Here is a 17,663-nt window from a genome sequence, read left to right on the forward strand (position 1 = left end):
AAGTTTTTACCTATTAAAACCATTCTTTGATGGTATCAAGTGCTTGATAGTCTGTTAAATCAAACTTTGCAGGAACAATTGAAACATAGTTTTCTGCCAAAGCATCTTCGTCATTTCCACCTGCCGTATCTTTATTTTGAAGAAACCCGTCCATCCAATAATATGCCTTTCCATACGGGTCTTGTCTTTCTTGAAAGGTCTCGCGGTACAAAGCATCCGTTTGGCGACACACTTTAATGCCTTTAAGGGGTTCATCAGATTTTTTAGGAAAGTTTACATTTAAGGCAATGCCTTTAGGTAAACCATTTGCCAATACTTTGTTAGCAATCTGAATGATGTATTCTTCTGTATGCGAAAAGTCGGCTTCAGCTCCAAAATCACACAACGAAAACCCAATCGCTGGTATGCCTTCTATAGCAGCTTCTATTGCTGCCGACATGGTACCACTGTAAATCACTGAAATAGAAGAGTTTGAGCCATGATTGATACCCGAAACCACTAAATCTATTTTTCTACCTTTTAATAAAAAGTGTTTCCCAAATTTTATACAATCAGCAGGTGTTCCACTGCATTGGTAAGCCTCTACATTAGGTAAAAAATCTTTTACCAGATTCACTCTGAGCGGTCTGTCTAAGGTAATGGCATGCCCCATTCCAGACTGATGGCTGTCGGGTGCTACTACGTATACCTCGCCAATCTTAGACATAATCTCTGCTAATGTTTTTATCCCTTTCGCCGCTATTGAATCATCATTAGCAATCAATATGAGTGGTTTTTGCATTGTTTGTAATCAGTATTTTAAAAATCTACGTTTGTTGTATCAAATTTAATGTTTTAGCTTCTTTTAGCCCTAATTATTATTATTAAATATCTGATAATAATACCAAAATATCTTTACTTTTGAATCTAAAATCAAATATAGGTAGTTTTGTTGTGGCGACGAAATTACAGAAATCTTTCATGTTAAAAATCATAGGTCAACTAATCCTGCAATTTTCAGGTTGGAAAGTCATCGATAATACACCCAATGGCGTAAACTCATACCACCGTGCTGTGATGATTGCCGCTCCACATACCTCTAATTGGGACTACCTCTTTTGCATGGCAACCATTTATTCTGTCAAACTACAGATTCGCTATTTGGCAAAAGCTTCCCTGTTTAAATTTCCACTAGGAATATTAATGCGAGGATTGGGCGGGATTCCTGTAAACAGAGAGAAAAAAAATAATTTAGTGGAAGAGATGGCTCAATTACTAAAAACCTCTCCTGAGCCCATTCAATTGATTGTTCCTGCAGAAGGCACACGTTCTTATACAAGCGAATGGAAATCAGGATTTTATCATATTTCCTTAAAAGCAGAAGTGCCTATCATTTTGGGGTTTTTAGATTATAAGAAAAAAGAAGGTGGCTTTTTAGATGTATTTTACCCCACGGGCAATTACGAAGCTGATTTAGCTAGTATCCAAGCCTATTATCTAAATGTTACGCCTAAATATCCTGCTTTATTTTCATTAAAAGACAAAAAATAGATTATCATGAGTGATTACAAAATAGCAAAAGCTAGTTTACAGGATTTACCCATTATTCAACAAATTGCTAATGAAACTTGGAGACCAACCTATGGAAGCATCTTGACGGAGGAACAAACATTGTTTATGCTAGAGATGATGTATAGTGATGCATCCCTTTCAAAACAGTTTGAAACAAACCATTTCCTGATTTTTTCTGATAATGATAAGCCAGTAGGGTTTTCGGGCTTTGAAAAAAAGGAAAAAATGATCAAATTACATAAGATTTATTTTTTGCCTGAAACACAGGGAAAAGGCTTTGGCAAAATGATGATTCAGGAAATAGTAGCAATAGCCCAAGCAGAAAATTGTGATTATATAGAACTGAATGTAAACAGAACCAACAAAGCAAAAAGTTTTTATGAAAAACTGGGGTTTGAGGTGGTCAAAGAAATAGATATTAATATAGGGAATGATTACTGGATGAATGATTATGTCATGCATAAAATCGTTTAAAACCTGACAAAACTAAACCTATGAATCTTAAGGCTGTTAATATAAAGGGAACATTAAAGATTTACGCATTTTCAGATGAAACTTCGTTAGAGTTACCGCTCATCGAAGGGGGCATCAGTGCGGGATTTCCTTCGCCAGCCGCCGATTTTTTAGATTCCGCTATCGACCTTAACAAATACTTAATCAAGCATCCCTCCACTACTTTTATTGCCCTAACAGACGGCGTTTCGATGACTGACGCAGGCATTGCCGACAAAGATTTATTGATTATCGACAAATCTATTGAGCCTACAGATGGCAAAATTGCTGTATGTATCCTGAACGGAGAGTTTGTATTAAAACGCCTGAAAGTTGACCAAGAGGGTATTTGGCTGATGCCTGCTAATGATAATTATAAGCCAACGAAAGTGACAGAATATTACGATTTTGAAATTTGGGGTATGGTTACTTTTTCCATTCAAAAGCACTAAAATATGTTTGCACTAGTTGATTGTAATAATTTTTACGCATCCTGCGAAAGAGTTTTTCAGCCCAAACTGAGAAACCAACCTATTGCTGTGCTATCTAATAACGACGGCTGTGTGATTTCTAGAAGTAACGAAGCTAAAAAGGCTGGCGTACCGATGGGCGCTCCTGCCTATAAGTTTGAGGATTTTTTTTACAAGAATAAAATCCATGTGGTTTCATCCAACTATGCTTTGTATGGCGATATGAGCAACAGAGTGATGAATTTATTAGCCGAATTTACACCAGATATAGAATTGTACAGTATCGACGAAGCCTTTTTGAAGTTTGATGGCTTTAAAAAATACTTCGATTTTCAAAAGTATGGCAATCAGATTCGCTATCGAGTAACCAAAGGCACGGGTATTCCTATCAGTGTGGGCATTGCTCCTACTAAAGCCCTTTCAAAAGTAGCTAACAATATTGCTAAAAAATTCCCCGAAAAAACAGGTAACGTATATGTAATTGATAGCGATGAGAAACGCATCAAAGCTTTAAAATGGCTGGCGATAGAGGGCGTCTGGGGAATAGGCTACAGACTATCCAAACGTTTGAAAGCAGCAGAAATTCACACTGCTTTTGACTTTATTAATTGCAAAGAAGAATGGGTAAAGAAACAAATGGGCGTAGTAGGTTTACGTCTATACAAAGAACTCCAAGGAATTAGTTGCTTAGATTTAGACGAAGTCGCTGATAAAAGAAACATTGCTACCACCCGAAGTTTTGAAACAAATTATAAAGACTATGAGCTTGTTAAAGAAAGGATTATCACTTTTACGGTGAGTTGTGCTGAGAAGTTAAGAAAGCAAAAATCTTGTTGCAATGCCATCGTGGTTTTTCTGCGTACTAACGCGCATCGAAAAGAATTAGAACAATACGGCAAAAGTCAAGTATTGGCGCTACCCTATCCGACTAATTCAAACATAGAATTAGCAAAATTTGCGACGGAGGCATTAGATAAGATTTTCAGAGAGGGCTTTGAATACAAAAAAGCAGGTGTAATTGTAACAGATTTAAGTCCCGAAGATGCTCAACAAATCAGCCTCTTTCAGAATAGTAATCCCAAGCATAAAAAATTGATGGAAGCTGTAGACAACATCAATAGAAAAACAGGAACTACGGTAGTAAAACTAGCTACCCAAGATTTACAACGTACTTGGAAAATGAAACAAGAGAAGCTTTCACAGAGATATACCACGAGATTGGCAGATATTATTAAGGTAAAAGCTTGAGTTGTTGCTGAATGTTTTTTACGAAGTCTAATGAGACATCTGTGATTTCAGCAATCTTCTCAATAGAAAAGTCGCTTTTATTTAACAAGTTGGTAACAATCCTTGTCTGTTCTTTTTTTCTTCCTCTGATATAAAGGACATCCCTTTCTTCATCAATATATTCTGCGATGCTTATCATATTTTTTTCGATTTCTATCTCTAAATTACGCAATTGTGACAATACTCGCAACTGCTGTATGTATCTTCTTAACGAAAAATCTCCTTCGGTGGTTTCTTCGATACGATGAATAATTTCCTTTAATACACTTTCTGGGTCTTCTTCTCTGAAATTGGCTAAAATACTCAATATTATTTCTTCAGGTTTATCTGATTTTACAAAAATATGATAATCAAGTTCTGAAAATGTAATTAAAGGAAAATTATATTTTAATAGTTTACTTTCTATTAGAGTCGAAAGTTTTGGTTTCGTTGAGCCAAGGTAAATCACAAATTGCTCGATTGGCAATCTATATTTTCTTGCCAACATAATGTTGTATTCCGCCATTCTATAAATCATATCTGGCTCATCTACGACTTGAAATTCTATTTGAAGAATAAACGTATTACCTTGTATATCAGTTATTTTCTTTAAAACATCAGTTTTCCGTTCTTTAGTATGCTGAATATCATCGGGAAGTTCTTCTGATAAAACCGCAGATATACCAAGTATATTTTCCATTAAACTTGGTATAACAGCTTCTATATTTTCTTTGAATATCTTATCGTATTGATTGCCCTGCTTGTTTAATTTAATGTGTAAAACTATTCTCTATTATTTTATGTCAAATTAAAGCATTTTGTAAGCTTTTTTCAATAAAAACTCCCATTTTACAGGTTTAATCAGTAAAAAGGAAGTTATATATCTTTAGTAGAAACCTACATTCTTATTTTTTCACTTCGCAAAACTAAAGCCACTATCCAACACTTTCAATACGCGTTGTTTTTTCCAAGTTTCTACATCGTTCATGGCTACTTTTTCGATGATACTTCTTTCATCTAAACTAGCAATATCTCCGCTTCCCGATTCTGACACTACTTGTTCTATCGCCTTTTTTAGTACTGCCAATGAACCGCTCAATCCTCGATTTACAGCTAAATCTACTCTGAAAGCGATTCCTCCTTGTGTATTGATAAGCTGGTTTAATGGATATGCATTGCCATAAATATTAATCATCACCGCAGACGAAACCGCCTTGACTACATATTCTTCTAAGGCTATTTCTACCTGTACGCAAATCATGCTTGGTTTAAAACCGCTGGCAATAAAGGCTCCTGTTAACCTCAAATCGTTGGCCACTTCTAAATACGCAGCATCGCCTTCTTTGGTACCATAACTAGTGTCTATCTGAAAAACAGGCGTTCCATAATTTTGAACATTCATGCCGTATTGCCCAAAACATTCATTAAATACATCTTCGTCTCTATCTTTTAGCCTTGCTAATACCCTAGTCAACATCGAACCGCTAGCTATAGCTCCTGTAAACTGAATAAATCCAAAAGAAAAAATGGCTTTGTCATAGCTATTTACAGCATCAAAACATCCCTCGTTTTTTGAAATATATTTCAGGATATCGGCATAATAAGCCTCTTGGCATAAATCTAAAAACATACTCTTGTTTTCATCAAAACCCGACTGCCCTGCATAGCTTACTCCTTTAGGATTTACCTGATTAGGCGAAGGATAAACGTCACGCATGGGGCCAGTCTGCATAAAGCCTTCTGAACTCGGAAAATTAATTACATAAATACTATATGATCCTTTGCTTTGTTGTTGAATTTGAAATACTTGTCGTCGTTCAAAAACTGAACTTCCATAATCTACAGGATTGGCAAAACTGTTATTGATCGTATTTGGCTGATTGAAGGTGCTGTAAGCTGTATTATCATTATAGACATTGGAAGAACTAAAAATGGTTGTGGTGGTAGTAGCATTAGAAAAAGCGGAAGCACTAACAACTAAAACTTGTCCTATCGACAAATTGCTAGACTGCAAACTATTCATTTCGGTGAGTTGGTCTACAGAAAGTCCGTATTTTTTTGAGATACTATAAAGGGTTTCCTTTGGTTGTACAGTGTGTGTCATTTTGTCATAGTTAAAGTTCATAGTTTGCTGTTTAAAATTAGCTAAAATTAATTCTTCAACTTGTTTCTGACCTCAATAATTATTAAGCGGTATGTAGCCCCTAAAAAATATACATTTATTTTATTAAAACTGTAATATATTTCCGATTATTAAAAATAAATCAAATATTTTTGTAATTTAGTAAATATAAAGAGGTATAAGTATCCTTGAAATCTCTTTTGTAAAAAGAGTCGATTTAACAAACAAAACGATTTTCAACAACAATCGTTTGTCATATTATCCTTCACAAAAACTATTATTATGCTCAACAAAATAATTGCATTACTTGGTCTTTTTATCTTTTCACATTTTCACTCATCAGCACAGGGAAATATTCATCAAGCTTCAACGGAATATCAATACCCTACTGATCCCTTGGTAAAAGAAAAGTTAGAAACTTGGCGTGACCAAAAATTTGGGATGATTATCCACTGGGGTTTGTATGCCGTGCCAGGCATTATAGAATCATGGGAATTATGTTCTGAAGATTGGATTAGTCGCGACAGTACCCAAACCTATGATGATTATAAAAAATGGTATTGGGGTTTGAACAAAAAGTTTAATCCTACCAATTTCAATCCAGACCAATGGGCTAGTGCTGCCAAAGACGCTGGAATGAAATACGTAGTTTTTACGACAAAACACCATGATGGGTTTTCGATGTTCGATACCAAGTATTCGGATTTCAAAATTTCAAATGGGCCGTTTGCTCAACATCCAAAAGCCGATGTAGCCAAATATGTTTTTGAGGCTTTCAGAAAACAGAATTTTATGATTGGAGCTTACTTTTCAAAACCAGACTGGCATTCAGAGTACTTTTGGTGGAATCGTTATGCTACGCCCGACCGCAATGTGAATTATGACATCCGTAAGAATCCTTGGCGTTGGAATAAATTCAAAGAGTTTAGCTACAACCAAATTCAAGAATTGATGACGGGCTATGGCAAAATGGATATTCTTTGGCTTGATGGCGGTTGGGTTCGTCCGTTGGATACCGTTACTGACGAAGTACGCGCGTGGGGTGCTGCTATTCCAGCGTTTAGTCAGGAAATAGATATGCCCAAAATTGCTTCGATGGCTCGTAAAGCACAGCCTGGCCTTTTAGTAGTTGATAGGACGGTTCATGGTGAATATGAAAACTACAGAACACCCGAACAAAGTATTCCAGTCAATAAATCAGACACGCCGTGGGAAAGCTGTATTACTTTAGGCGGTGCATGGGGTTATGTACCGAATGATAATTTCAAATCGGCTACTAAAGTTATCCATAGTTTGATTGAAGTAGTAGCCAAAGGCGGTAGCTTATTACTAGGGGTTGGACCACAAGCCGACGGAACATTGAACGACACACAGGTATCACGTTTGAAAGAAATCGGTACTTGGTTGAATGCTAATGGCGAAGCTATTTATAATACCAGAACAACGGATGTTTACAGAGACGGCGAAACGTTTTTTACCAAAGGCAAAGACAACGCTATTTATGCCCTAGTAAGATTACCTGAAAATCAACCAATTGCTACGACCATCACATGGACTGGTAATGTACCTGCTAAAGGAGCAAAAGTGCAATTGTTAAGCGAGAAAACAACCGTAAAATGGAAAGCGGAAGGCGACAAAGTAACGGTGACGTTGCCAACTAATTTCCTAAAAAAATATAAGAACTATCCGAGTTTAGCTTTTAAATACTAAGAATATGTTTAAAAATTATATTTTGTTTATATCTCAAAAACAATATTTCCTTTCGCAAGACCTTACTTTTCTTGTCTTGACACAAGAAAAGTAACAAAAGAAAGTCAAGAAATTCCAAACTCGCTATCGCTCAAACAGTGGAATTTCACTAAATGCTGACGCGTAAATAGCATAAAATTTTGAGTAATAAATCTTTTCAAAATTTAAACATACTTTAATAATTTCATGAAAAACACGCTATTATTATCCATTCCTTTTTTGCTTTTTTCTCAACTCAATCATGCTGAAACGTTATCCAAAATGCATGAGCCGATTGTAAAAAAGATAAGTAAAAAAGTTGTTACTGCGCCAAAACCTGTATATCCGATTCCTACGAAAGAGCAATTGGCTTATCAGGAAATGGAGACTAATGCTTTTATCCATTTTACGACCAACACTTTTACAGATTTGGAGTGGGGAAATGGTGATGAAAGTCCCGCTATTTTTAACCCTACGGCACTGGATGCTAACCAGTGGATTAGTACCTTGAAAGCTACTGGCTTTAAAGGTGCAATTCTTACTTGCAAGCACCATGATGGATTTACGCTATGGCCAAGTAAATTCACGGAGCATTCTATTAAAAACAGTCCTTATAAAGATGGGAAAGGCGATGTTGTCAAAGAAACGGCAGAGGCTTGTAAGAAATTTGGGGTGAAATTTGGCGTTTACTTATCGCCATGGGATAGAAATCATGCCGACTATGGCAAGCCTGAATACATTACTTATTACAGAAATCAATTAAAGGAATTGTTTAGTACATACAAACCTGTTTTTGAACTTTGGTTCGACGGTGCTAATGGCGGAACGGGGTATTATGGTGGTGCAAACGAGAAGCGTAAAATTGATGCTAAAACATATTACGACTGGAAAACGACCATTCCGATGGTGAGAAAAATGCAACCTGATGTTATCTTTTTCAGTGATGCTGGTCCAGAAGTACGTTGGTGTGGTAATGAAAGAGGTATCGCTGGCGAAACCAATTGGAATAATATTACGCCTGATACTTTGTATGCTGGCAAAGGTGGTATCGAACACTTATTGAATACGGGTTCTGAAAACGGAACAGCTTGGATTCCGAGCGAAATAGATGTGTCTATTCGTCCAGGGTGGTTTTATCATGCCAAAGAAGATGCTGAGGTAAAATCGCCAGAAAGATTATTTGAAATTTATTTGAGTTCAGTAGGCAGAGGTTCAAACCTATTATTGAACATTCCTCCTGACCGTCGTGGGCTTTTTCATGAAAATGATGTAAAGTCATTGAAGGGTTTCAAGGCAATTTTGGATAAGGAATTTAAAACTAATTTGGCACTTAACGCCTCTGTAAAAGCTAGTGAGGTTCGCGGAAATGATGTAACGTTTAAGGCTAAAAACGTAACTGACGGCAACAAGGAAACCTATTGGACAACCAATGATGAACAAAAATCAGGAAGCCTTGAAATTAATTTAGGGGCTAGTAAGCCTGTAAAGTATGTGCTTTTGCAAGAATACATCAAATTAGGACAAAGAGTAAAAAGCTTTAATGTGGAGGTTTGGAAAGATAACGCATGGAAAGAGGTAGCGTCGGCTACTACGATTGGCTATAAAAGAATATTGAAGCTGGATGGCGTGGAAACTAGCAAAGTAAGAATCAATATCAAAGATGCCAAGGCTTGCCCTGTGATTTCGAATATTGGTGTTTATTGATTTTAGCTATAGGCTTTAGGCGAGATTGTCTTAAATCATATATTATTAAAAAAAATTAAAAACAAGTACTTATTCCTAGCGAGGGACTTAAGTCCCTCGCTAGGAATAAGATAAGTAGGTAAGGAGCTTAGCAATGTAAACTAAACCGCATTATGTGGCTCATAAATCACGGTTTTAAATTCACGCTTCTGCTAACTCTTTCTATTAGTTGGTGACTTAACTCACCAACTAATAGAAAGAAAAGGTCTTTTTACAGATTTTAATTCAATACTAAACCCATGAAATACCTTTTTATATTTTTACTTTTTATATCCTTCAATATTTTCGCTCAATCAGCTTTCAAAGCCGAATTGATAAAAAGTGAGTTTGTATTTAACACGCCCCCTACGCCTGCTTGTCATGCCTCTACGATTGTTGAATTATCGAACAATACCTTTATGGCATCGTGGTTTGGTGGTAAGTACGAAAGTAGCCCAGATGTTGGTATTTGGATAGCTGTGAATGAAAAAGGACAGTGGAAACAACCCAAGATGCTCGTAGATGGCGTTGTCAATGATACCCTCAGGTTTCCATGTTGGAATCCTGTTTTGTTCAAAACAAAAGCTGGTAAACTCTTGCTTTTTTATAAAGTCGGTAAAAATCCACGCGAATGGTGGGGAATGAAAATGTCTTCTGATGATGATGGAAAACATTGGAGTAAACCCGAAAAACTAGCCGACGGAATGCTAGGGCCTATTAAAAACAAACCTTTTCAATTAGCCAATGGCGAAATTCTATATCCATCAAGTACTGAAAGTCTTGATGAAAAAGTATGGAATATCCATCTTGAAAAGTCGGATAAGTATGCTAGTAAGTTCCAGAAAATTAGCATTGATTGCGATACATTTGGGGTAATTCAACCAAGCATTTTACAATATTCAGGCAACAGACTCCAATTGCTTTGTCGTTCTCGCCAAAATGCAGTGGTTCAAACGTGGTCGGAGGATAACGGCAAAACATGGTCACGCCTTAGTTTGACGACAATCCCTAATCCTAACTCTGGCACAGATGCCACAACGCTAAAAAATGGTTTGCAAGTACTAGTGTATAATCCTTTAAAAAAAGGAGCAAATTGGTTCAATGGTCGGTATAAACTCAATGTAGCAGTTTCAAAAAATGGTACAGACTGGCAAGATGTCTATACCTTGGAAGACCACAAAGAAGGAGAATTTAGTTATCCTGCCATTATTCAAAGTAGCGACGGATTGGTGCATATTACCTACACTGCCAACCGCAAGAACATCAAACATATTGTATTGAAAGTGAAGTAGATTGTATTTTAAAAGAAACTATCTTTGTGAAAATAAAGTTTTTATGAAAGATACTCTTATTCGTTTCGACTGGGCTATGAAACGCCTACTTCGACAAAAATCAAACTTTGTAATATTGGAAGGACTTTTATCAGTCTTACTTAACGATACTATCTCTATTGAACAAATTCTTGAAAGTGAATCAAATCAAGAATCACAAGAGGACAAATTCAATAAAGTAGATATTTTAGCATTAAATGAAGCACAAGAATTAATTATAATTGAAGTACAAAACAGCAAACAACTAGATTATTTTCAACGTATGCTTTATGGTGTTTCTAAAGTAACTTCAGAGTATTTGAACTTAGGAGAACCTTATAGCAAAATCAAAAAAGTGTATTCAGTTAATATAGTCTATTTTGATTTAGGACAAGGCAAAGATTATGTTTATCATGGTAAAACACAATTTGTAGGTATTCATCAAGGCGATACATTAGGACTTTCAGAAAAGCAAAAAGAACTATTTGATAAAATTGAAATTTTTCAATTATTCCCTGAGTACTATGTTTTGAAAATCAACAATTTTGATAATGTAGCAAATGATAATTTAGACGAGTGGATATATTATTTAAAAAATAATGAAGTACCTCAAGGAGCAAAAGCGAAAGGTCTAAGAGAAGTGACTGAATTTCTTCGTATCCAATCACTCAATGAAACTGAACAGAGAGATTACTATAAACATTTAGAAAACGACCGCTTAGCAATCAGTTTATTGGATACTGCCAGAATAGAGGGTTATCAAAAAGGGAAAGAAGAGGAACAGCTAAAAACTGAACAGCTAAAAAAAGATACTGCTAAGAATCTAAAAGCGTTAGGCATTCTAAGCATCGAACAAATTGCTAAAGTAACCAACTTATCTATTGAAGAAATTGAGAACTTATAGGATATTTCTTCAATAAAGATTTCATATTACCTATACTGCCAACCGCAAGAACATCAAACACATTGTATTAAAAGTAAAATAGTGCCTAAAAACAAAAAAGGTGATGCGAAACTCTGCACCACCCTTTTGCGATTAACGGCGTCTTCCACCGCCTCCGCCTCCGAAGCTTCTCACTCCTCCCCCGCTAAAACCTCTATTTTGGAAACCGCCATTTCCGCCATAGTTTGGTCTGTAGCTTGCACCTCCACGGTTGTATCCCCCATTATTGCCATTGTATGAGCGGTAATAGTTACTACGATTACCAGCCATCATACCATTATTATAATGTGGGCGATTAATCGCCATAGAACGATAATAATTGCTAAAATGATTATACAAATAAGGATAGTTCATATAATATCCTCCGTTATAAAACCAATTTGAAAAACCGTAGGCAGGAAAAGCACTAAAGCCAAAACCACCAAAACCGTAAGACAAGCCGAAACTGCCCCAATAAGCACTAGGATACCAAAGTGGTGAACTGTACCAATAAGGATAACCAAACCAATATGAATAAGGATTGGCATAACCATAATTATAGTTATTGCCGTAAGCGACTTGTCCGTTTGGCAAAATATAACCGTTGGTTTTAGCAAAATCTTTAGCAGCCTGATTCAACTCTTGTTGGGCTTGTGGACTGTTGCCCAACTCTTTTTTATAGGCCGCTATCTGTGCCTGATTTTGTATCATTAAACTATCGTGCCAGCTAGCTAATTGTGTAGTTAAACCATCCTTGTCAGCAATATATTGCTGTCCTAGTCTAGTAGTCAAGTCAATATTATCTGTCAATAATAACAATACGTCTGGATACTGCGCCAATTTTTTAAAAGCATCTTGTGTTGGCACATCCAAAGGTTGAATGGCTTTGGCAAAACTATTTTGTGCTTGTTGGTTCAGATTATCAGCTTGAACTAGATCATCATGATGGTGACGATACAAACGCCAAGCGGCTGTTTGTAGGTTTTCATCATTGTTGGGCAACAGTTTTTTAATATCATCCTGACTTTGTCCTGATGGCAATGTTGCCAACGTGTGGGTCAATTCAGGGAAACGGGTTAATTCATAGAACCAACCTTGTTTTTTCTGGCTAAAATCCCCAATAAGGGCTTGAAAAGCACCCTGTGTTTGATTTTTCTCTTGCTGTAATTGCGTAAGCGTTTGTGGATATTGGCTAACTAATAAAATAGCCTGACGAACATCTGCATTATAGGATGCTATTGAATTTTGCAATCCCTTATCTGTTTCCAATTGGTTGGTTTGGCTAAAAGCGTTGATGTTTACAAAAAGTAAAGTAGTCATCAATAAAATTGTAGAAAGAATCCAGCTAGTTTTTGTGATTCTTTTTGTGGCAGTGCCCTCAACAATCATGTTAGTTTTCATTTCTTCAGTGATTAAAATATTTGCTTTAAATTGAAACTGAGAACTCTTTTCCCAACCCTGAGAAAACGCATCATCACAAACGTATGAAATACGGCTGATTCAGGGATGTCTTACAGAAAAAAGAGTGTTAAATTTTAATTTAAAAGGACAAGTATTTCCAAGAATGAAAGAGAATAAATAAATGAGGGAATTTGTGATTGTTTACATCTAAAACGGATGTTAAAGTAGCTTTATTTTGAACAAACAATAATAATTTATCAGTTCTACTCCAAAGCAAACCGCTATCAAGATGATTTGTGTGGTCTTGAGAAACTTTATCTCCATCCTCTAAACCATCATAAGGAATTGATTTAAATAAAGTATTTTGAGTTTGTAAACGACTTGCACCAGCCACATGATTACTTTTTGCAGATTTCAATGCCAAGCTGTGGTGGTGGGTAGGCATCTTTGCTAAGATTAACCATACACTACTGAACAGTAATAATGACAATATGAATCTTTTTAGTAACATGACGTTTGTGCGACGCGCATTATAAAATAATAATCTACTTTATCCTATTTTATCATTTCGACTATCTGATTCTACAAAGGTTTAATCTTATCTCAAAAAATAATAAAGTTGAAATAAAAACAGTTAATTAGATGACAATTATCAATAGTGGGTCATCAATATAATTTAATCAACGCTTTCATTTATTGTAAACAACTGATAACTAATTATTTGAAATACAACCGTAACGGCAGACTATTCACCAATCACTATTTACTAATCACAACTTATCAATAAAATAACAAGCATTTAAACCTAGCAAATGTTACATTTTTCCAAGTGGTCATTAACTTAACTCGCAGTATTTTCTAAGTAAATTCTAATATTAGATTAAGCTATGGTTAAGTTATGAGTTTCAATTTTGAATCATCAAACCGTTCGTTACCGCTGTTTTGATGATTTTTCAACCTAAAACTCATATATTATGGATACACAAGCAGTTCAGAAAATACTTGTTCCAATTGACTTTAGTGAATCTTCAATGAATGCGCTTCATACCGCTATTAGAATGGCCAAACGTCAGCATGCACAATTGATTTTACTGCATGTAGTCAATATTAGCCCCTTGGTTAGTAATAAGGACGACAATACCATGATTAGTGATTCAAGCTTACAAACACTTCTTGATACTCATCAAACCAATCTTAGAAAACTTGCTGATAAAATTACTAATGAAGCGTTTATCGATTGCCGAGCCATTATCAGAACGGGATGGGTTTGTCCAGAAATAGTAAGAGCCACTGTTGATTTTTATGCCGATTTGATTGTAATGGGGAAACACGGTGTATCAGGCACTAAAGAATTCATGATGGGCTCAAATGCCTTCAATGTTTTAAAAAATGCCTATTGCCCCGTATTGATAGTACCATCTCATCGTCAGTTTGAAGCCTTTAAAACCATCGTTTATCCCATCAGACCCGTAGAGGGAGCCATCCAAAAATATAGCATGGCACGAAATTTTTTAAGAGAAAATGATGCAGAGTTGGTAGTAGTAGGACTTTTGGAAGATGGCGAGAAAGCAAGTTTTGAAATGTTAAGTCAGGAAACTTCTAAACTTGATAAAAAATTAAAGGAAGATAACTTAAAATCACAAACTGGTTTTTATTACTGTGATTCAGTAGCAGCGAAAGTGCTTGAAAAAACCACCGATTTTATGGCTGACTTACTGATTATTACCGCATCGATAGACCACCACATCCAGGATTATTACGTTGGTCCTTTTGTTCAACAGATAGTCCATTATGCCAGAGTACCAGTTTTATCTATCAGACCCAAACCTGCCGATGCCTTTGTGGTAAAGTCGGTCAATGAAAATGAAGAAAACAGCGAATACCCCTACCCTGTGCAAATGTTAGGGATAATTTAACAAAACAAACACAAGAACCATATCGTCAAATTATTCAATTAATGGGTTTATTTTTTCACCACTTATTTTTTTAAATCATGGAAAATCTAACAATCAAAAAAATCCTAGTACCTATTGATTACAGCCAACTATCGTTAAATGCCTTAGATTATGCTGTTCACATGAGTCAAGCTTATGAATCGACTATCCATCTACTACACATCATTGATCCTGATACGTATTTAACTATTTCCGAACATGGTGTAGAGCTGGATTTGACTAGAGAAAACGTTATCCAAAGAGAAAACAGAAAACTAGCTAAATTGGCGGAGTCTGTTACAGCAAAACACCCCATCACGGTGATTCCGTTGTGTATTGTGGGGAGTGTAGTAAGCGAGATTATTAAAATCGCTGAATACCATGCTGTAGATATGATTGTAATGGGCACACATGGTATTTCGGGCTTTAAATCGTTTTTTATGGGTACAAATGCTTTTGATGTAAGCAAAAAAGCCTCTTGCCCTGTCCTTACGATACCGAATGAGAAGAAATGGAAGAATTTCGAGAAAGTGTTGTTCCCTGTAAGAACCATCCCGAATGCCTTGCATAAATATGAATTCGCTAGAAAAATTATTTCAAAATATCAGTCTGAACTCATTATTTTAGCTTTACTGGACGACGACACCGCTAAGAAATCTAATTATTTAGACCAAGAGTTGAAGGCCTTGAATGAAAAACTGGTTGAAGATAATATCAAAGGCTATTCTATCTTTACTTATACTGATTCCGTAGCCCATGCGGCCTTGCGAAAATCAGATGAATTAGATATCGATTTGCTCATTATTACAGCCGATTTTAGCTATTCAATTGAAGATTATTTCGTTGGCCCTTTTGCGCAACAGGTGTTGAATCATGCCAAAATTCCAGTGTTGTCTGTCAGACCACAAGAGGAACCTGTGAAAGCTGAAAAAACATTAACTGATGAAACCGTGAGTAGTAGTTAGATTTTTGTAATACCTCTTTGAAAACAATCTCATGCAAGCAACTCAGGACTTTCATCAAAAAGTCATTACAAATTCCCCTCACGGGTACTCTTGGGCTTGGTTTTGGTTTTCCACCACCATAATTGCTTTGGTAAGTACTATCAGCATTTATTATTGGAAAGATTACCAAAACCAAGTAGCTCAGGAGATATTGGTGTTTGATACTAACAAAGACATTAATCAGAAAGAACAGCAAATATTAAAAACGCTTTGTAAGCCCTTGCTTTGGTCTATCCAAACCAATCTGATGAAAAAGGACTTAAAAAGGATTAATGGCTTTGTCGGAAATATCGTTCAAATGAATCATTTCTCTAATATCAACATCGTGGATACTGAAGGGAAAATTCTGGTGGCTAGCAATAAAAACAATGAAAACACTTCGGCGTTGGCATTGTATGCCTCGCCGTTGTTTGTACAAGATTCCATCGTTGTTTTACAAAAAACTAATAAGATTTGGGTAGTGGCGGCTCCTATCAAAAATATAGAAAGAAGAATTGGGACACTTTTTTTTGATTATTCTCCCAATACTTCTACTAATATTAAGTAACTGTAGTATATCAATAGCCTCGTGCCAGATTCGCTACATTTACCAAGGCTTCGCCACTTTCAAATCTTGTTAAGTTCTCGATAAAGAACTTAATCTTGTCAATATTTTCATTCGCCCATCCGCCAGAGGTATGCTGGGTTAATAACACATTCGGCATTTGCCAAAGTAGGTGGCCATCTGGAAGTGGCTCTGTAGCTGTTACATCCAACACAGCTCCGTAGAGCTGATTATTCAATAACATTTCTATCAAAGCTTGCTCATCCACTGCCGAACCCCTGCCTACATTTACAAACAAAGCAGTGCATTTTAGTAGGTGCAAACGCTCTTTGTTAAATAAACCAATGGTTTCGGGCGTTTCGGGCAAAGTGGCTACTACAATATCAGTCGTGGGCAAATGTTCTTCTAATTGTGTAATCGTTTTAGAATCCAACACGGTGGTTTTACAATTGAAACCTGTCAGTAAATCTCTTACTTTTAGTCCGATTGCCCCTGCCCCAAGTACTAATACTTTGGCATTATTCAATAGATGTAAGGTAGAACGCAAAGGCGTCCCGACCCACTTCGTCTGCATTTGCAGTTGGGTTAAATGGTTGACACCACGGTACATCGCCAAAATACCAGCTACCGCCGTTTCTGCTACCGACTGCCCAAAGAAGCCTTTCAGGTTAGTTATTTTAAAGGTATGGCCAGTTAATTGCTGATAAGGGTCTAGTCCCGCAGAATGCAGTTGTAACCATTTCAAACGAGTTGCTTTCTGAGCCCACGCCAGCGGCACATTGCCAAAACAAATACTAGCACTCAGAAATTCCTCCTCTCTTTTTTCAGCGGGAACCTCCTCACCTATGATAATTTTATATTTGTCTGATAATTGCTCTTTGATAAGCAAAGCTTCGTTTTCTTCAAATTTGGTATGAATATATATTTTCATGTTGAATTGATTGTTTTTAAGAAAATCTCGTATGTGGTGGGAATCGTCTTAACTATTCTCTGGAACAGTTTTTTAAATACTAATTTTGTTCAGCGAGATTTGACAACTTTCAAAAGTTGTCAAATCTTACGAAGTTATTTTGTTGGCATTGATTTAATAATATGCTTTTATCCCTAGCGAGGGACTTAAGTCCCTCGCTAGGGATAAGGTCTTCAACGCTTGGTTTGAAAGGCTATTTGAGCCAATTTTATCAATAATTACATCTT

17 protein-coding genes are annotated in these 17,663 nt (G+C 36.2%); 11 read left to right on the forward strand and 6 right to left on the reverse strand.

Annotation, left to right across the window (positions count from 1 at the left end):
• Nucleotides 1-13 precede the first annotated feature (13 nt).
• A complete protein-coding gene (surE, locus tag AC07N0_RS16875) occupies nucleotides 14-781 on the reverse strand; it encodes a 5'/3'-nucleotidase SurE (RefSeq protein ID WP_492799497.1) in 768 nt (255 codons plus the stop codon).
• Nucleotides 782-960: 179 nt separating this feature from the next.
• On the opposite strand from surE, the gene AC07N0_RS16880 reads away from it, so the two are divergent.
• Genes AC07N0_RS16880 through AC07N0_RS16895 form a run of 4 tightly spaced genes read left to right on the forward strand, consistent with a single transcriptional unit; the run spans nucleotide 961 to nucleotide 3,761 of the window.
• Nucleotides 961-1,530, forward strand: a complete 570-nt coding sequence (locus tag AC07N0_RS16880; RefSeq protein ID WP_494590097.1) for a 1-acyl-sn-glycerol-3-phosphate acyltransferase — start codon at nucleotides 961-963, stop codon at nucleotides 1,528-1,530.
• A gap of 6 nt (nucleotides 1,531-1,536) precedes the next feature.
• A complete protein-coding gene (locus AC07N0_RS16885) occupies nucleotides 1,537-2,025 on the forward strand; it encodes a GNAT family N-acetyltransferase (RefSeq protein ID WP_494590098.1) in 489 nt (162 codons plus the stop codon).
• A 20-nt stretch (nucleotides 2,026-2,045) separates the two neighbouring features.
• Nucleotides 2,046-2,495 (forward strand): LexA family protein, encoded by a 450-nt coding sequence (locus AC07N0_RS16890; RefSeq protein WP_494590099.1) that lies wholly within the window; start codon nucleotides 2,046-2,048, stop codon nucleotides 2,493-2,495.
• A 3-nt stretch (nucleotides 2,496-2,498) separates the two neighbouring features.
• Nucleotides 2,499-3,761 carry a Y-family DNA polymerase gene (locus AC07N0_RS16895; RefSeq protein ID WP_494590100.1) on the forward strand — a complete coding sequence of 421 codons (1,263 nt, stop codon included), beginning with the start codon at nucleotides 2,499-2,501 and terminating at the stop codon, nucleotides 3,759-3,761.
• Here AC07N0_RS16895 and AC07N0_RS16900 read toward each other — a convergent pair.
• A complete protein-coding gene (locus AC07N0_RS16900) occupies nucleotides 3,745-4,479 on the reverse strand; it encodes an RpnC/YadD family protein (protein ID WP_494590101.1) in 735 nt (244 codons plus the stop codon). The two genes, AC07N0_RS16895 and AC07N0_RS16900, sit on opposite strands and share 17 nt — an antisense overlap.
• Nucleotides 4,480-4,692: 213 nt before the next feature.
• Complete coding sequence (locus tag AC07N0_RS16905) at nucleotides 4,693-5,883, reverse strand: LysM peptidoglycan-binding domain-containing protein (RefSeq protein WP_494590103.1); 1,191 nt, start codon at nucleotides 5,881-5,883, stop codon at nucleotides 4,693-4,695.
• 300 nt (nucleotides 5,884-6,183) lie between these two features.
• Here AC07N0_RS16905 and AC07N0_RS16910 point away from each other — a divergent pair, with 300 nt between their 5' ends.
• From AC07N0_RS16910 to AC07N0_RS16925, 4 genes are all read left to right on the forward strand, one after another.
• On the forward strand, nucleotides 6,184-7,611 hold the full coding sequence (locus tag AC07N0_RS16910; RefSeq protein ID WP_494590104.1) for an alpha-L-fucosidase: 1,428 nt from the start codon (nucleotides 6,184-6,186) through the stop codon (nucleotides 7,609-7,611).
• A 225-nt stretch (nucleotides 7,612-7,836) separates the two neighbouring features.
• Nucleotides 7,837-9,333: an alpha-L-fucosidase gene (locus tag AC07N0_RS16915; protein WP_494590105.1), complete on the forward strand. Its 1,497-nt coding sequence runs from the start codon at nucleotides 7,837-7,839 to the stop codon at nucleotides 9,331-9,333.
• 278 nt (nucleotides 9,334-9,611) lie between these two features.
• Nucleotides 9,612-10,643 carry a sialidase family protein gene (locus tag AC07N0_RS16920; RefSeq protein WP_494590106.1) on the forward strand — a complete coding sequence of 344 codons (1,032 nt, stop codon included), beginning with the start codon at nucleotides 9,612-9,614 and terminating at the stop codon, nucleotides 10,641-10,643.
• Nucleotides 10,644-10,686: 43 nt separating this feature from the next.
• The gene (locus AC07N0_RS16925) at nucleotides 10,687-11,565 is read left to right on the forward strand and encodes an Rpn family recombination-promoting nuclease/putative transposase (protein ID WP_494590107.1); all 879 of its coding nucleotides are present in this window, start codon (nucleotides 10,687-10,689) and stop codon (nucleotides 11,563-11,565) included.
• 132 nt (nucleotides 11,566-11,697) lie between these two features.
• Here the strand turns inward: AC07N0_RS16925 and AC07N0_RS16930 are convergent, their stop codons facing one another.
• Together AC07N0_RS16930 and AC07N0_RS16935 are read right to left on the reverse strand one after the other, a co-directional pair.
• On the reverse strand, nucleotides 11,698-12,984 hold the full coding sequence (locus AC07N0_RS16930) for a hypothetical protein (protein WP_494590108.1): 1,287 nt from the start codon (nucleotides 12,982-12,984) through the stop codon (nucleotides 11,698-11,700).
• 139 nt (nucleotides 12,985-13,123) lie between these two features.
• On the reverse strand, nucleotides 13,124-13,474 hold the full coding sequence (locus AC07N0_RS16935) for a hypothetical protein (protein WP_494590109.1): 351 nt from the start codon (nucleotides 13,472-13,474) through the stop codon (nucleotides 13,124-13,126).
• Between the two features lie 484 nt (nucleotides 13,475-13,958).
• Between AC07N0_RS16935 and AC07N0_RS16940 the strand changes: the two genes are divergently transcribed.
• The 3 genes from AC07N0_RS16940 (at nucleotide 13,959) to AC07N0_RS16950 (ending at nucleotide 16,469) form a co-directional block, all read left to right on the forward strand.
• Nucleotides 13,959-14,900, forward strand: coding sequence for a universal stress protein (locus tag AC07N0_RS16940; RefSeq protein WP_494590110.1), 942 nt, complete (start codon nucleotides 13,959-13,961; stop codon nucleotides 14,898-14,900).
• 77 nt (nucleotides 14,901-14,977) lie between these two features.
• Nucleotides 14,978-15,883: a universal stress protein gene (locus tag AC07N0_RS16945; protein WP_492799511.1), complete on the forward strand. Its 906-nt coding sequence runs from the start codon at nucleotides 14,978-14,980 to the stop codon at nucleotides 15,881-15,883.
• A 31-nt stretch (nucleotides 15,884-15,914) separates the two neighbouring features.
• Nucleotides 15,915-16,469, forward strand: coding sequence for a hypothetical protein (locus tag AC07N0_RS16950; RefSeq protein WP_492799512.1), 555 nt, complete (start codon nucleotides 15,915-15,917; stop codon nucleotides 16,467-16,469).
• Between the two features lie 10 nt (nucleotides 16,470-16,479).
• Here AC07N0_RS16950 and AC07N0_RS16955 read toward each other — a convergent pair whose 3' ends face one another.
• Nucleotides 16,480-17,397, reverse strand: a complete 918-nt coding sequence (locus AC07N0_RS16955; RefSeq protein WP_494590111.1) for a D-2-hydroxyacid dehydrogenase — start codon at nucleotides 17,395-17,397, stop codon at nucleotides 16,480-16,482.
• Nucleotides 17,398-17,663 lie beyond the last annotated feature (266 nt).

Source organism: Arcicella sp. GW821-FHT09D11 (assembly GCF_059416265.1).

Coding starts and splice junctions, on each gene's coding strand:
- AC07N0_RS16890 (WP_494590099.1), top strand. CDS start 2,046: ATGAATCTTAAGGCTGTTAATATAAAGGGAACATTAAAGATTTACGCA.
- AC07N0_RS16910 (WP_494590104.1), top strand. CDS start 6,184: ATGCTCAACAAAATAATTGCATTACTTGGTCTTTTTATCTTTTCACAT.
- AC07N0_RS16940 (WP_494590110.1), top strand. CDS start 13,959: ATGGATACACAAGCAGTTCAGAAAATACTTGTTCCAATTGACTTTAGT.
- AC07N0_RS16895 (WP_494590100.1), top strand. CDS start 2,499: ATGTTTGCACTAGTTGATTGTAATAATTTTTACGCATCCTGCGAAAGA.
- AC07N0_RS16950 (WP_492799512.1), top strand. CDS start 15,915: ATGCAAGCAACTCAGGACTTTCATCAAAAAGTCATTACAAATTCCCCT.
- AC07N0_RS16905 (WP_494590103.1), bottom strand. CDS start 5,883: ATGACACACACTGTACAACCAAAGGAAACCCTTTATAGTATCTCAAAA.
- AC07N0_RS16920 (WP_494590106.1), top strand. CDS start 9,612: ATGAAATACCTTTTTATATTTTTACTTTTTATATCCTTCAATATTTTC.
- AC07N0_RS16930 (WP_494590108.1), bottom strand. CDS start 12,984: ATGAAAACTAACATGATTGTTGAGGGCACTGCCACAAAAAGAATCACA.
- AC07N0_RS16880 (WP_494590097.1), top strand. CDS start 961: ATGTTAAAAATCATAGGTCAACTAATCCTGCAATTTTCAGGTTGGAAA.
- AC07N0_RS16915 (WP_494590105.1), top strand. CDS start 7,837: ATGAAAAACACGCTATTATTATCCATTCCTTTTTTGCTTTTTTCTCAA.
- surE (WP_492799497.1), bottom strand. CDS start 781: ATGCAAAAACCACTCATATTGATTGCTAATGATGATTCAATAGCGGCG.
- AC07N0_RS16925 (WP_494590107.1), top strand. CDS start 10,687: ATGAAAGATACTCTTATTCGTTTCGACTGGGCTATGAAACGCCTACTT.
- AC07N0_RS16945 (WP_492799511.1), top strand. CDS start 14,978: ATGGAAAATCTAACAATCAAAAAAATCCTAGTACCTATTGATTACAGC.
- AC07N0_RS16900 (WP_494590101.1), bottom strand. CDS start 4,479: ATGGAAAATATACTTGGTATATCTGCGGTTTTATCAGAAGAACTTCCC.
- AC07N0_RS16885 (WP_494590098.1), top strand. CDS start 1,537: ATGAGTGATTACAAAATAGCAAAAGCTAGTTTACAGGATTTACCCATT.
- AC07N0_RS16955 (WP_494590111.1), bottom strand. CDS start 17,397: ATGAAAATATATATTCATACCAAATTTGAAGAAAACGAAGCTTTGCTT.